At 61.0% G+C, this 13,802-nt stretch carries 10 protein-coding genes; 8 read left to right on the forward strand and 2 right to left on the reverse strand.

From position 1 onward, the window contains the following. Window positions 1–21: 21 nt before the first annotated feature. Window positions 22–1,476, reverse strand: a complete 1,455-nt coding sequence (locus ACOYW0_RS16510; protein ID WP_482414928.1) for an SDR family NAD(P)-dependent oxidoreductase — start codon at window positions 1,474–1,476, stop codon at window positions 22–24. Between the two features lie 450 nt (window positions 1,477–1,926). On the opposite strand from ACOYW0_RS16510, the gene ACOYW0_RS16515 reads away from it, so the two are divergent. The 8 genes from ACOYW0_RS16515 (at window position 1,927) to ACOYW0_RS16550 (ending at window position 12,759) form a co-directional block, all read left to right on the forward strand. Next, entirely contained in the window at window positions 1,927–3,087 is a 1,161-nt protein-coding gene (locus tag ACOYW0_RS16515; protein ID WP_482414929.1) for a GAK system CofD-like protein, read from the forward strand. Window positions 3,088–3,172: 85 nt separating this feature from the next. Further along, window positions 3,173–4,339: a hypothetical protein gene (locus tag ACOYW0_RS16520; protein ID WP_482414930.1), complete on the forward strand. Its 1,167-nt coding sequence runs from the start codon at window positions 3,173–3,175 to the stop codon at window positions 4,337–4,339. Between the two features lie 100 nt (window positions 4,340–4,439). Beyond that, on the forward strand, window positions 4,440–4,706 hold the full coding sequence (locus tag ACOYW0_RS16525) for an amphi-Trp domain-containing protein (RefSeq protein ID WP_482414931.1): 267 nt from the start codon (window positions 4,440–4,442) through the stop codon (window positions 4,704–4,706). Between the two features lie 3 nt (window positions 4,707–4,709). Next, window positions 4,710–6,350, forward strand: coding sequence for a phosphotransferase (locus tag ACOYW0_RS16530; RefSeq protein ID WP_482414932.1), 1,641 nt, complete (start codon window positions 4,710–4,712; stop codon window positions 6,348–6,350). Window positions 6,351–6,418: 68 nt separating this feature from the next. Continuing rightward, window positions 6,419–7,291 carry a GAK system ATP-grasp enzyme gene (locus ACOYW0_RS16535; protein WP_482414933.1) on the forward strand — a complete coding sequence of 291 codons (873 nt, stop codon included), beginning with the start codon at window positions 6,419–6,421 and terminating at the stop codon, window positions 7,289–7,291. After that, window positions 7,288–8,367 (forward strand): HprK-related kinase B, encoded by a 1,080-nt coding sequence (locus tag ACOYW0_RS16540; protein WP_482414934.1) that lies wholly within the window; start codon window positions 7,288–7,290, stop codon window positions 8,365–8,367. The genes ACOYW0_RS16535 and ACOYW0_RS16540 overlap by 4 nt, the downstream gene beginning before the upstream one ends. A gap of 602 nt (window positions 8,368–8,969) precedes the next feature. After that, a complete protein-coding gene (locus ACOYW0_RS16545) occupies window positions 8,970–11,348 on the forward strand; it encodes a methyl-accepting chemotaxis protein (protein ID WP_482414935.1) in 2,379 nt (792 codons plus the stop codon). A gap of 436 nt (window positions 11,349–11,784) precedes the next feature. Further along, complete coding sequence (locus tag ACOYW0_RS16550; RefSeq protein ID WP_482414936.1) at window positions 11,785–12,759, forward strand: hypothetical protein; 975 nt, start codon at window positions 11,785–11,787, stop codon at window positions 12,757–12,759. Between the two features lie 68 nt (window positions 12,760–12,827). On the opposite strand, the gene ACOYW0_RS16555 is transcribed toward ACOYW0_RS16550, so the two are convergent. Then, complete coding sequence (locus ACOYW0_RS16555) at window positions 12,828–13,547, reverse strand: hypothetical protein (protein ID WP_482414937.1); 720 nt, start codon at window positions 13,545–13,547, stop codon at window positions 12,828–12,830. Between the last annotated feature and the right edge of the window lie 255 nt (window positions 13,548–13,802).

Raw genomic sequence — 13,802 nt, forward strand, 5'->3', positions numbered from 1 at the left:
ATGGCAAAAAGGGGTGGGTGTTTAGGTTTCGCGTTTATGGATCCTTTGACGGCGCAGAGCATGCTCATGGTGCTCAAGGGCTGTGAGAAGTTGCCTGCGCTCATCCTCGGTCTCACGGGTACCGGGAAATACATGGGTGCTGTGGGGCCTTCGGTCGAGCCAGAAAAGGCCCGAGCACCGGCCCGGTGGTTCGGCCGCGGCAAGCCAGACCAGGGTGTCGGCCCCTTGAGCAGGCGTTCGGAGCAGGGGCCGGATCGCTTTGTGAAATCGGGGCAGGGAGGCGGCAAGACCCGGGGTGTCCACCCATCCGGGGTGCATGGCGTGGACGGCAAAGGGGCGGTGGCGAAACATCTCAGCCCAGTGCTCGGTCAGGATCACCAGGCCTCGCTTGGCCCATGCGTAGGCGGTGGGCCCGTCGTAGGGGGCGCTTTCCATCTCCAGGTCGTCCACGTGGATTTTCTGGGTGTACATGCCGCCGGAGGCCACGTTGAGGATGCGCGGCTCCTTTGCCCGGCAGAGGGCGGGCAGGAGCCTCCGGGTGAGGGTGAACACGCCCAGCAGGTTGATGGCAAAGGTGCGCTCCAGGCCTTCGCTTGTGGTCTCCCGCTGGGGGAACAGCGCCCCGGCGTTGTTGATGAGCACGTTGATACAGGGCGCCTCATGAAGGATTTCGTCCGCCACCCGGTGAACCTCGGCCATGATGCTCAGGTCTGCGACGGCCACATTGATCTTATCGTTGCCCGTGATGCGGGTAAGCTCCCGGCTTGTCTCCATGGCCTTTTGTCGGTTTCTTGCGATGAGGATGAGGCGGGCGTCCCGCAGGGCCAGGGCCTGTGCCGCGGCCTTACCCAGACCCGATGTGGGGCCGGTGAGGACCACTGTTTTGCCGGTGAGAAGCTCGGTGCCGGGTCTCCAGAAGGGTTGGGCCAGGTTGTGGCCCCACTTGCTGAAGCTTAAGGCGCCGGGCAGCACCAGTCGGTCGGCCACGGCATCAACGGGGTGGACCCCCCGGTGAAACAGGGCCACGGACCGGGGCGGGCCCGGGCAGGGGGAGAGGGCGGCCTTCATGCCGTCCATGGCGGCCCGGGCGATGCGCTCCAGAAGGGGCTGCACCACCGGCGCAAGCCGGGGCGGCATATCGGGCAGGTCAAAGCAGGCCGTGTAGGTCACCGTGGTTCGGGAGCTGTTTTCGCTCATCACAATGGTGTCGGTGACGGCAAAGGAGTCTCCGGTTCCCTTGAGCATCACCCGGAAGGGGGGACGGTACTCTGTGATGGTGTAGACCATCCGCATGGAAAAGATCCCGTACCTGAGGGCCAGTGCAAAGGAGGTCCCCTCCCCCACGGGGCCGTCGGATACCTTTTGGGACGATACCACGCCGGGATCCCAGTGCTGGATAAAGGAAAAGTCGCTGATGACGCGGAAGGCCTCGTGGATGGGCCTTCGAACGGCAATGGATTTCGTGATTTCAATCATGGATCCCCCTTTACGTGAGGGTCGAGCCGTTTTTACCCACGGACCAACGGGGCATGGGGCACGTCGGGTGCGCCATGGTGGTCGGGTTCAGGCAGGCGAGCCGGGAGGCAATCAATGGGTGACGGGCAATCTGTATGTGGTGCGAGAAGTAACTTTTTAGAATTACCGCAAAATACACGGCAGTGTCAAATCCTTCGCCAGCAGAACCTGCTCTCAGCATTGGGTATTGTCTCTTTTTTCATTCCACGTCATGACCTATTGGGATATATTTAAGATCTATTACCCAACCTATGACAGGCGTTATCCCTTTGTGGTTTCGGGAGGCGCCGGAGCGTGCCCTGTCGGTCCCCGGCCAATGGCTTGCCGTGGTCCTTTTTCGCACCGCAGCAGGGATTCGGGCCATGTCCCGAGAGTGCTGGTACCTCCTTACAGGACGCAATACAGGACGAGATGTGTATCCCTGATTCAAACAAATACGAACGCTATTTACGGTCTCCACACACAGGGCCGAGGATTCTCTTTTTCAGTGGTGGAACCGCCCTGGGTGAGGTCTCCCGGGAGTTGACGCGGTATACCCACAACACCATTCATATCATGACTCCCTTTGATTCCGGCGGGAGCAGCGGGGAGCTTCGTCGGTGGTTTCACATACCGGCCATGGGCGATATCCGAAGCCGCCTTCTTGCTCTGTCGGACTCGGCCACCGGTGAAGGACAAGCCGCCGCTGCACTTTTTTCCCACCGATTCTCCCGGGACATGCCCCGGGACGAAGCGGCCTCGGAGCTCGCCGCCCTGGCTGGGGGAACCCATCACCTGTTCCAAGGGCTCTCCCTGCGGACAGGTGAGGCCCTTTGCCCCCACTTTCGGCGGTTTCTGGAGTCCATGCCCGATGCCTTCGACCTGAGGGGCGCCTGCATGGGCAACCTGGTGCTGACCTCAGCTTATCTTGCCTCAAGCCACGGCATGGCATCGGGGATCAGCCTGGTGGCAGCCCTTGTGGGGGGCCATGGCGAGGTGCATCCGGTGGTGGCCGAGGACATGCATATCGCCGCTGCCCTGGCCGACGGGTCCGTGGTTGTGGGCCAGCACCTCTTGACCGGCAAAGAGGGCGGGGCCATCCAGTCCAGGATTACCCGGGTGTGGCTGACTCCCTCCCTGGACGACACCTCCCCTGTCAAGATCTCCATCGACGGGGAGACCGCCGACCGTATCGCCGGTGCCGATCTGATCTGTTTTCCCATCGGCAGTTTTTTTACCAGTGTGGTCGCCAACATCCTGCCGTGGGGTGTGGGCAAGGCCGTTGCCGCAAATCCCTGCCCCAAGGTGTTTGTTCCCAACCCTTTCGAAGATCCCGAACTGTTGGGCTACAGCGTGGGAGACCAGGTGGCGGCCCTGCAGGCCTATCTTGTTGAGAGCGGGGCTCCCCGGGGGCGGGACGCCCTGCAGTTCGTGCTTGTGGACAGCCGCAAAGGGCAATACCCCGGTGGGCTGGACACACAGGCCATTGAGGCCATGGGGGTCGATGTCATCGACGTGCCCCTCATCGGGGACCGCCCCGGAGCCGGCATCGACAAAGGACACCTGACCCGGGCCCTGCTCTCGTTTACCTGACCGCGGATCATGCCCCGCAAGGGGGATCCCGTCGTTGGGACACCGGCCGCCGTGCCCGCTCCGGGCAGGGCAAAGGAAAGAGGCCATGACAGACAAGACCGTGTCATCCGGAGAGGTCGGGCGAAGGCTTTTTCCCCGGCAGGGATTTTCCGCCGAAGTCGCCGAAGGGGACCTGGAGCGCTTCTTAGGCCTCGTGGCTACGGAGCTGGCCCCCTGGCAGGTGGAGCAGGTCACGCGGCCCCCTGTGGTGCACCATCGTCAGGAGGCCCTCCTGGCGGTTCACTGGCACCCTGAATTTGTCCCTATGCCCTTGATCAAGCAGCGATTGAAGGCGGCTTTTCCCAATATCCGGGAAGCCCTGATCATTCCTACCCAGCACAACCAGATGATGAGCTGGGGCGGCTACACCGGTGTGGAGGTGGACTGCTACGCCAAAAAATTCAACAGCAAGGTGCAGCTCCTGCTCCACTTCACCGACGAGAAGGTCCAGGAAGCCCATGTTCTCAAGTCCATGCTGGAGCTCACCGCAAAGTACCGCTCTTCCCAGCTCTTTGATTTCATGGACACCATCATCAAGCCCCGGGAGGAGAGAATCAACCAGGCGGCCATGGCCACAGGTGCCGATGCCGAGGTGGTCGCCTTTACCCGGGCCCAGGTGACCCGGATCCAGACCCTTCTGGATGAAAACTGGCCCAAGGTTCCGGCCATCTCCGTGAAAAACAAGCTCCTCAAAAACTGGTTCGACACCCTGCGCCCTGAGGTGGGGGACCTTGCCATCGGACGGGTCCAGGCCTACCTGCAGGCGGTGAAGCAGATCGTCAAGACCCATTTCCCCTTGAGCTATTTCTATCGGGCCTCCGAGGTCATCGAAGAGGTCCGCGCCCTGGGGGGAGGGGTGGTGATTCCTCACCCGGAGGAGTTCTGGCCCATCCTCCTTGCAGGCTACGACGTGGACGGCATTGAGACCTGGAATCCCCAGTCCCAGCGCTACACCGAGTTTCTTATTTCCGTTGTGAACGATCAGAACCGGAAGAGCACGGCAACGCGGCGAAAGCAGCTCATCTTCATGGGCGATGACTGCCACATGGGAGAAAAAACCAAGGCAAGGGAACTTCAGGACGAGGCCAAGGCAAGCCGGGAGATCGGTTATCAGCCAGCCTGGGACAACCTCAACATCCGGAAGAAGCTTGTGATCCACGGGGTCAGCAGGCGCTCCGTCATCCGTGAGTACAGGGAGCGCCTCAAGGGGTAACCGTAATAGTGCGCAACAGGCACCACATGCCGGACAGCGTGAGTCGTTTTCGGTTTCCGGCCTGCCCGGTAAATCCATTCACACCTTCAGGAGCCCTTCCATGTCCGACGAAAAATTCCTTTTCGATTCCCTTCAGGACAACGACACCATCACGGCCTTTCTGACTTCCCTTGCCGAAGGCTTTCGCAAGGGGTCCATCGCGTTGTCCACCAACGGAGCCGCCATCGACCTTCACCCGTCCGGGCTCCTTAACTTTACGGTGAAAGCCAAAAACAAAGCAGGTCTTACCAAGTTGAGTATCACCGTGAGCTGGCGAGACGGGGAGACGCCGGATGGGCAAGGGTACCCCCCGTTGCAGGTGAGGTAGCCCATGGCGACTCCGGAGGGCCTTGACCAACATTTCCGATTCCTTGTCCTGGCCGTGGAAACCCAGGCCCGGGGGACCCGGATGTTCTTTCTGGACCCTGTGCGGAAAGGCATGGCCAAGCTTCACTCCCGCAAGAGGTACATCGATAACCTGAAAACGGTGGTGGATAACGAGTGCTTCGGGTTCATCCACAGCCGAAGCTCCCTGTCGCGCCCTCTTGTGAACAAGGTTCGTGCCGCCCAGAGAATCTGCGACAGCCTGGCACGTATCGGGGACACCCTCGTAGACGTTGCGGAGCAGGCCGCACACCATAGCTGCCGGGAACTCCAGGCGGCAATGGATGTGGAGGGGGCCTTTTTACCGATTGTAAGGGGCATTGCGCCGATTCAAAGGGCCCTGGCCAAGGGCAAGATGGACGCCGGCCTCTCCATCTGCCGGGTGGGATCGGAGCTGGACCGGGCCTGCGCGGACGGTGCGGAGAAACTCATGGCCGCGCTGCAGGAGGGGGGCGACCCGCGGCACCTCGTTTCCGTCCTCTGCGTCTTGAGGGACCTGGGGCGGGTGGGAAGCGAACTCCTCAACATCGGGGAGGCGATCCTTTTTTCCATTCTGGGTGAGCACATCGACATCGAGCAGTTCCATGCGCTGAAGAAAACCCTGTCCAAGTCAGGGAGTGCCGATTCCGTGGAAAGCATCGATTACCGGGCCATTAAGGGGACGCGGTCCGGGTGCCGGGTGGGGGAGGTCAGGGGGCCGGGCACCCGGCCCGAGACCGGGAGCCGGATCTACAAAGAAGGGCCCTTGGAAAAAATAAAACGGGAAAAGGAGAACAACAGCCGGTGGCAGCGCTGCTGCCCGGGCCTGGTGCCCGAGATCTACAGTTTTCATGCTCAGGGGGAGAACGGGTCCCTGCTCCTTGAGTTTCTTCCCGGGGATACCCTGGACACGGTGATCCGGTCGGCAGGGGACGCTACGGCGAAAAGCGCCCTTGACGCCCTTGAGCGTACCCTGTTTGCCGTGTGGGACCGCACAGCCGTTACAGCGCCCCGGAATACGGACTACATCCATCAGATCCAGACTCGCCTTGCCGATGTGCTGGCGGTGCACCCTGCATTTTTCCGGGAGAGCACCCACGTGGGCCGCGCCGCCGCCCACTCCGTTCAAGAACTCCTGGCGCGGTGTGCGGCCATGGAACAGGGGCTTGCAGCCCCGGTGTCCGTGTTTATCCACGGGGATTTCAACACGAGCAATGTGGTGTACAACCACGACACAGGGCGTGTGCACTTCATCGACCTGCACCGATCCCGGGATTTCGACTACGTTCAGGACGCCTCGGTGTTTCTGGTCTCCCTGTTTCGCACCCCGGTGTTCGAGGCCGACCGCCGTCGGCGGATCAACGGGGCCATTCACAGGTTTCACAAGGGGGTTGAAGCCTTTTCCAGGGAGCGCGGCGACGCCTCCTTTTGCGTTCGGTTGGCCCTTGCCCTGGCCCGGTCTTTTTATACCTCCACCCGCTTTGAGCTTAATGCCGACTTTGCCCGGGCCATGTACAAGCGGGCCCTGTTTCTCCTGGAGAAGGTCCAGGGGTGTCAACGCGGGGACTGGGCGGCGTTTCGGTTTCCCGAGGAGGTTCTTTACTACTGACGGGGCCTGAAGGCGGAGTATCCGGCGAACTCGTCATCTGACCTATCATAAGATTCAGGAGGGATGCGGTGAACATTGGCGTGATCGGCAATCAGGGAGGGTGGTCCTCGGAACAACTTGCCGATGCGGTGGCTGCCCGGACCGGGCGGCGTGTCCTCATCTCCCCGAACGAGATCCGCCTGGATCTGCCCTCGGGCAGGGCCCGGTGCGGTCCCCATGATCTTGCAGGGTTCGATGCCCTGATGATCAAAAAGATCGGCGCGCGCTACTCCCCGGACCTTTTGGACCGGCTGGAGCTGTTTCGGTACCTGGAGGGGCGGGGGGTGAAGGTGTTCAGCTCTCCGTTGGCCCTGATCCGCGTTCTGGATCGGCTCTCCTGTACCATCACCCTTCAGCTGGCCGGGATTCCCATGCCGCCCACCACTGTCACCGAGAGTGAAGAACACGCCATGGAGGCCCTGAAGGCCTACGGCACGGCCATCCTGAAGCCTTTGTACACCTCAAAGGCCCGGGGCATGGTCCATCTGAAGGACGGGCCCGGGGCAGGGGAGATTATCCGGGCCTACAAGGCGAAAAATCCCATCCTCTATCTTCAGAAATCCATTGCCATAGGGGACCGCGACCTGGGGATCGCCTTTGTGGGCGGGAAGTACCTGGCCACTTACGCCCGCAGCAGGCAAGGGGGATCGTGGAATACCACCACGGCGTCCGGGGGCAGGTACCGGGCCTTTGACCCTCCTGCCGAGGTCATCGAGTTGGCCCACAGGGCCCAGGCCCTGTTCAACCTGAGCTTTACCTGTGTGGACGTGGCCCTGACAGACGAGGGCCCCTACGTCTTCGAAGTGTCGGCGTTCGGTGGTTTTCGGGGCATTCTGGAGACCACCGGCATCAACGCGGCGGACCGATACGTGGACCATGTGATGGAAAGGGTTATGCCATGATCCTTTCCGGCGGAACCTGCAAAGAACTCCTGGCTCGGGTGCGGAGCCGCATTCCGGCCAACAACGGGCTGACGCTGGGGTTTGCCGGGTGCCTGGTGCGGGTCACCTCAAACTCCCGAGAGATCAAAGAGGCCCTGATCGATTATTTTCAGGAGTTTCTCTGTGACGGCGGCCCGCCTGCCGTGCGCATCAGCCTCCATGAATCCGAGGTGTTATCAGCTCCCTTTGCCTTTGCCCCGAAGCCACCGTCCCACGGCAAGACCGTGATCAAGGAGGAGTGGGTGGATTTCCCGGACGGGCGCATGGTGCGTAAACGGCTCACGGGCATGCTTTTTCTCTTTGGCGGCGGGGAGCACCTTGCAGTGGGGCCTTGCCTTGCCAACACCAACCAGGTGATCAACTTCATCAACAATCGCTTTATCGAGTGGAAGCTAGGTCAGGGGAGCCTGCTGGGACATGGGGCGGGGGTGGTGGCGGGCAATCGAGGCCTTGCCGTGGCCGGGGTATCGGGATCGGGGAAATCCACCCTGGCCCTGCATCTCATGGCTGCAGGGGCAAGGTTTGTCAGCAATGATCGCCTGATGGTGATGCGACGTGGGGAAGGCCTTGAGATGTGCGGGGTGGCCAAGCACCCACGCATCAATCCGGGGACAGCCCTGACCGTGCCCGGGCTTTCCGGCCTGCTCGCCCCCGGTGAGAGGGCTCGGTTCAGGTCTTTGCCCCGAGATGTTCTTAGGGCTGTGGAAGAAAAGCACGACGTGCCCATCCACCGGTTTTTCGGGCCGGGCCGTTTTGCCCTGACAGCTCCCCTCTGCGGCCTGGTGATCCTGAACTGGTCCGGGGGAGGTTCCCCCACCATGGCACGGCCCCTTGAGATACCCCGGGACGCCAGCCTGCTCTCCGCCTTTGCCAAGGACACCGGCCTTTTTTACGGCCCGTTTCAGGGGCAGGACACCAGGGCCCCGACCCTCTCCGCCTATGCCGATCTGCTGGCGGGAGTGCCCGTGGTGGAATTGTCCGGGGGCAGGGATTTTATCCAGGGGACCAAGGTCTGCCTTGCCATGCTTTCGCCTTGAGGCGGGGGCCGGTTAAAGCCAGAGGTTTTCCACGGAGAGACGACGCAAAAATCCCCATCGCTTGATGCTGACAATGATGGGGCCTGTGTGGGCAAGCACCTCCGGGGTGTACCAGACGGGGATGCCGTCCACCAGGGCCTTGCGAAATCTGTTTTTCCTAAAGGGGACGCCCCGGCGAACTGCCGGGGTCAGGTCGGGTGCCCGGCCTGAGGGGCGTCAGCTGCCGCAGCTCTTTTTCTTCACCATACGGAGGGTCACGGCCCCTCCCCGTTTGCGCAGGGCGTGCCCTGCATCATCGGTAAACGCGATATTGAGGGTGTCCAATCCTTTCACCTTTCCTTCCGGTTGTGGTCCATTGTTTTTTTCTACCTCACAACAGGCCCGTCGTAAAGGCAGCCTTTGTGGGTCTTCCGCCATGCCATCTCGTTTTATAAACAGTTTGTCAATGTGATTCCGCGGCTGTCTTTTCAGCGTCACAATCGCCTAAAGTTCCCTGTTTACTGGGTCGATACGTGATGTATCAGTGCGTTTTTCGGCGGTCAGGGAATTTTGCGGTGTGTGATGTGGCCCTGGCGCGGACCATGGACAACGGAGGATGGTGGATGTTTGCAGCGGTAAGTTTGAGGAAAAAACTGATTGCAGGGTTTGCCCTGCTGGTGGGGGTGCTCCTTGTGGTTGGGGGGACAGGTTATCTCAGTTTGAACCGGGTCATCCGCCAGGCGGACGAGGGGTACATGACCCTGGAACTTGATACACAGCTTAAAGGAACCTTAAGCGAACAGGTGGCCTACGCCAAGGAGGGGAAACCCGAGCAGTTTGAGGCCTTGAGCAGGGGGCTGGACATCGTAAAGGCCATGCTGGAAGAGCTGGGTCGGGTGTCCGGTACCACCGGGGAGGTGGACACGCTCAACACCGGACGAACGCTCTACGAGAAGAACCTCATCTCTCTGAAAGCTGCCAAGGGCAAGAAGGCCGAATTGCGCGGACACCTTTTGACGAGCGCCGCTAAGGTGAAAGCCACCACACAGGAAGAGGCGCGTCGCATTGAGTCGGCCATTCGCGGGGAGGTGCTGGAGAACAGCACCTACTACCTCAAAAAGACGGCCTTTGCCTCCGTTCGAAACCTCGTGGACGTGGCCCACGATGCCGTTGAGGCCATGTACAAGGCCTCTCGTTCCCGGAAGGCGGCCCTTTCCGTGGTGCGCAAGATGCACTTTGAGGGGAGCAACTACTTTTTTGTGATGCGGCCGGATTTTACCCTGGTGGCCCACGGCGCGGACCGCAGCCTGGAAGGCATGGATTTTTCCAAGATCCAGGACAAGAAGACCGGAAAGCGTTTCATGATTGATGTGGTCAACGGGGCGGTCAAGGACGGCACGTCCATGACCGAGTACTACTGGACCAAGCCGGGCATGGGGGACGCCGTGTTCCCCAAGGTAACGGTGGCCCGCTACTTCAAGCCCTGGGACCTGGTGATCTGCGCCGGGGTGTACGTGGATGACATCGAGACAGCCGGGCGGGAGCTTGGCGGGGTCATCGAAAACGGTTTCACCCGGTTGGAGCAGGTGGCAAAGGTGAACGAGGCCCTTGTGGATGCGCGGTTGGGGGCCCTTTACTACCTGGCTTTCCGCACCGATCCCGGCAAGGTGACCGAGGCTCTGGACGGCCTCATGGAGATGGAGGCGACCACCGAGGCCATCCGGGCATCGGCCGGAGAGTACAGGGCCACCTGGGACGATTACGTGGTCCAGGACAAACATGAGCTGGCAACCGGCGCCGAGGCCCGGGGGCTCATTGAGGAGGCCTCCGAGACGGTACACACCATGGCAGAGCGTTCCAAGACGGCCTTTGTGGAGTCGGCCTCCTCGGGCAAGGCCGTCATCGTAATCTTTATCCTCATCGGCGGAGCCCTGGCCGTGGGGGCGGCCCTGGTGCTTATTGTCTCCATTACGCGTCCGTTGAAGCAGGCCGGTGACATGCTCCGGGATATCGCCGAAGGGGACGGTGACCTCACCCAGCGCCTGACCATTGCCAGCCGTGATGAGCTGGGGGAGATGGCGCGCTGGTTCAACCTTTTTGTGGAGAAGCTCCAGCAGATGATCCGGGAGATCGCGGGCAACTCCGAGACCCTCTCCCGCTCTTCGGCCGGGCTGACGGATCTTGCGGGCCGCATGGCCCAGGGGTCCGAGGCATCCTCCTCCAAGGCTCACACCGTGGCAGCGGCCTCAGAGCAGATGAGCTGCAACATGGAGGATGTGGCCCGTGAGACCGAGCACTCCGCAGGCAGCCTCAACACCATGGCCTCGGCCACCGAGGAGATGACCTCCACCATCGGGGAGATCTCCCGGAACTCGGAGTCGGCGCGCACCATCACCGGCGATGCGGTGACCCAGGCCCGACAGGCCAAAGAGAAGGTGGGAGACCTTGGGGAGGCGGCCCTGGCCATCGGCAAGGTCACCGAGACCATCGGGGAGATCTCCGAGCAGATCAACCTGCTGGCCCTGAACGCCACCATTGAGGCGGCCCGGGCTGGGGACGCGGGCAAGGGGTTTGCCGTTGTTGCCGATGAAATCAAAGAACTGGCCAAGCAGACCGCGGTGTCCAACCAGGAGGTCAGAGAGCGCATCGGTGGCGTCCAGGCCTCCACCGAAGAGACCGTGGTCGAGATCGATGGCATTGCAGAGGTCGTGGACCAGGTGAATCAGATTGTCATTACCATTGCCGCGGCCATTGAAGAGCAGTCCGTGACCACCGCTGAAATTTCCGGAAATATCAACCAGGCCTCCTCCGGGATCCAGACAGTCTCCGACAAGATCTCCGAAAGCACCGGGGTCTCCCGGGACATGGCCCGTGAGATCGCGGACGTCAATACCACAGCCGGGGAGATGTCCGATGTCAGCGCCCAGGTGCGCACCAACGCTCGGGAGCTCCACGGCCTTTCAGACCAGCTGAGTGCCCTGGTGGGGCGCTTCAGGGTGTAAGGAGGCAGCGGGCCCCGGTGGATGACTTGCGGCAAACCCTTCTCCCCCCGGGGGGCGAAGCCGCAGGGTCTCCTGCGGGGCCTGTCACCCTGCCGGTGGGCATTTTTTCTCGGCAGGGGTCGGGGCGCCCCTTCGGTTTTGGGCCGGGCAGGCGAAGGATGATTTTTTATTGAACATATGGGGGTGTTGATGTAGGATTTTAAGCAAAATTTCAATCTGTTGAGGCGCTGGGTTCGCACCCTGCGCTCACGCCGCATTGCCCGTTTGACGTCGGTTCGTTCCCTTCGACCCCTCCCCCGACACAGGCGGGTATCAGTCCCCTTTCATCGGTCAACATCCTCTGGGATGCCGTCCTTTCCATGGTGAGCCACGCTCTGGTGCATCCTGCAGGCGGAACGGACTTTTTTTCCTGTTTCTGGCGAATGGTGGAGGCGAAATGGAGATAAAACACGCACTGAGTGTTATGGATCCGGCTTCCGGAAAACGTGTGCAGCATGAAAAGGTGGTGCTGATCTGCCACGGCATCGACTCCTCTTTTGGCGATGAGGCCATTGACAAAGAGTTCGCCTGCGTGATTCTGCGTACCCTGATTCCGGATTTTTCCGACGGGATCGATGTGGAGTACATTTATGCCAGAAGCCGGGACGGCGACACCGCTGCCAGGAAGATGATGACCCTGAGCAAAAGCCGGGGACTTGACGCCTTTATCATCCCGGATCTTGATGCCATGGTGATGCCGGTGGCCTTGGGGCTTGCCTTTCCCGCAGCAGATGGGCGGCAGCCCGTCGTGGTGCTGGTGTCCCAGGACGAAACAGACACGTTTCAGGACCGGATCCGCGTGGAGCCTGTGGCGGATTCCTTTGGGGCCGCGGAGCCGACACCCGCTCCCCGGGTTGCCGTGCCGACGCCGGGGCCTCCCGCCGGAGAGCCTCGCAAGCAGGAGACCGCAGAACCCGCAGCCGCAAAGGAGGAGCCGGCTCCGCAAACGCTAAAGCCCCGGAAGACCGGAGGGCTCGCCTTAAAACTACTGACCATCGGCCTGTGTGCCCTTGCCGGTTTTTTGTACTATCACCTGCTGATGCTGCTGTGCGGGATGGTTTACAATCTCTTTTGGGAAGGGGCCTTCCAGGGAAGCCTGGAGAGGGCCGGGGGGATTGTGTCCGCCCTTGGAGGGGTGCTGCTCGTTGTTACCCTGGTGCCGAGCATCAGGGAAGAGTGCTTTGAGGTTTTCGGCTGGATCTGCATTGCCTTTGCCATTCCCGCCTTTATCGGTGCCATCTCATTTTACGACCCCGCAGAAGCGGCGGGGTTCCAGGCCTTTGTCACCACTAACGCCAGGTCGGTGGTTCTGATGTGCGCAGGACTGCTCCTGATCCTCTCCGGCGCCCTGTTTGTCCGGTTCAAGCCCTGACCCGGACTCCGAGTGCCTTCCACCCATCCTGTTGTGCCCCACGTTTACCTGACTGTCTTTCCACTTTTTTAATGGAGGGTCACCGGTTCGTCCGGCGTCCCGTCGCTGTAGATTTTCTCCTTCATGACCCAGGCCGCTGACGTGAAGATGTAGAGGCTGAAGAAGATGTTGCAGCTGACCGTGACGGCGGAGGCCAGGGTGTTGCTTTCAAGGGACGGGAGCAGAACCGGCAGGATGTACCCCTCAAAGAGAAAGGCCACAACGCTCAGGATGATGAGGAAAAGGGAGTCCGAGACGTTGCCTAAAAGGCACTTGATGCCCGTGAACACCGCATGCCTGGCCTGGCCGGTGATGAAGACCAGGGGAAAAACATAGATGGGCAGCACCTTCAGGGTCACCATGACGGTGTAGAACAGGGCCTGGGGATTTCCCGGGAAAAACAGGGCGGACACCAGGATCATGACGGGGGTGAGGAGCAGCGCAAGGAGCAGGGTGGTCAGCAGGTAGCCCGGGAGTTTTTTGCGGATGAGCAAAAGCACCGGAAGGGGACGGAGGCCGAAGATCAGCTCGATGATGCGGCCCAGGAAAAAGGTCATCACCAGGTAATTGAGGGCGGTGGAGACGGCGATGTGTGCAGCAAGGGCATTTTGGGCCTCTTCTCCGGTGCGCATTCCCGCAAAGAAGATGTCGGTGAACAGGGTCAGGCCGATGAAGCCGAGGATGTATCCCACAAGGGGAAGCATGGTGCTGATGACCCGCTTGGCGTCGTGAAGTCCGTATATGTGCATGGGCTGGTTCCAGGGTTTTTGATGTTTCAGGTACGGGCTATCGACACAAGGTGCCAAACAGCCCTCCGGTCTTTTCATCTCCATCAGGCCTTAGCCTGTTTCCCGATGCCGTGTCAACACATCCCGTGGGCCGGTCGGCTTCGTGAAGCGGATGTATGCTCACATGGTCCGGTATCGCGTGTCAACGGGATTTCCTGCGACCGTCTACGTGGGGCGGCGGGCGTGTAACGGTGCGATGGTATAACAATATTGTGT

The sequence above is a fragment of the Desulfoluna sp. HI9BLuna genome, assembly GCF_056829775.1.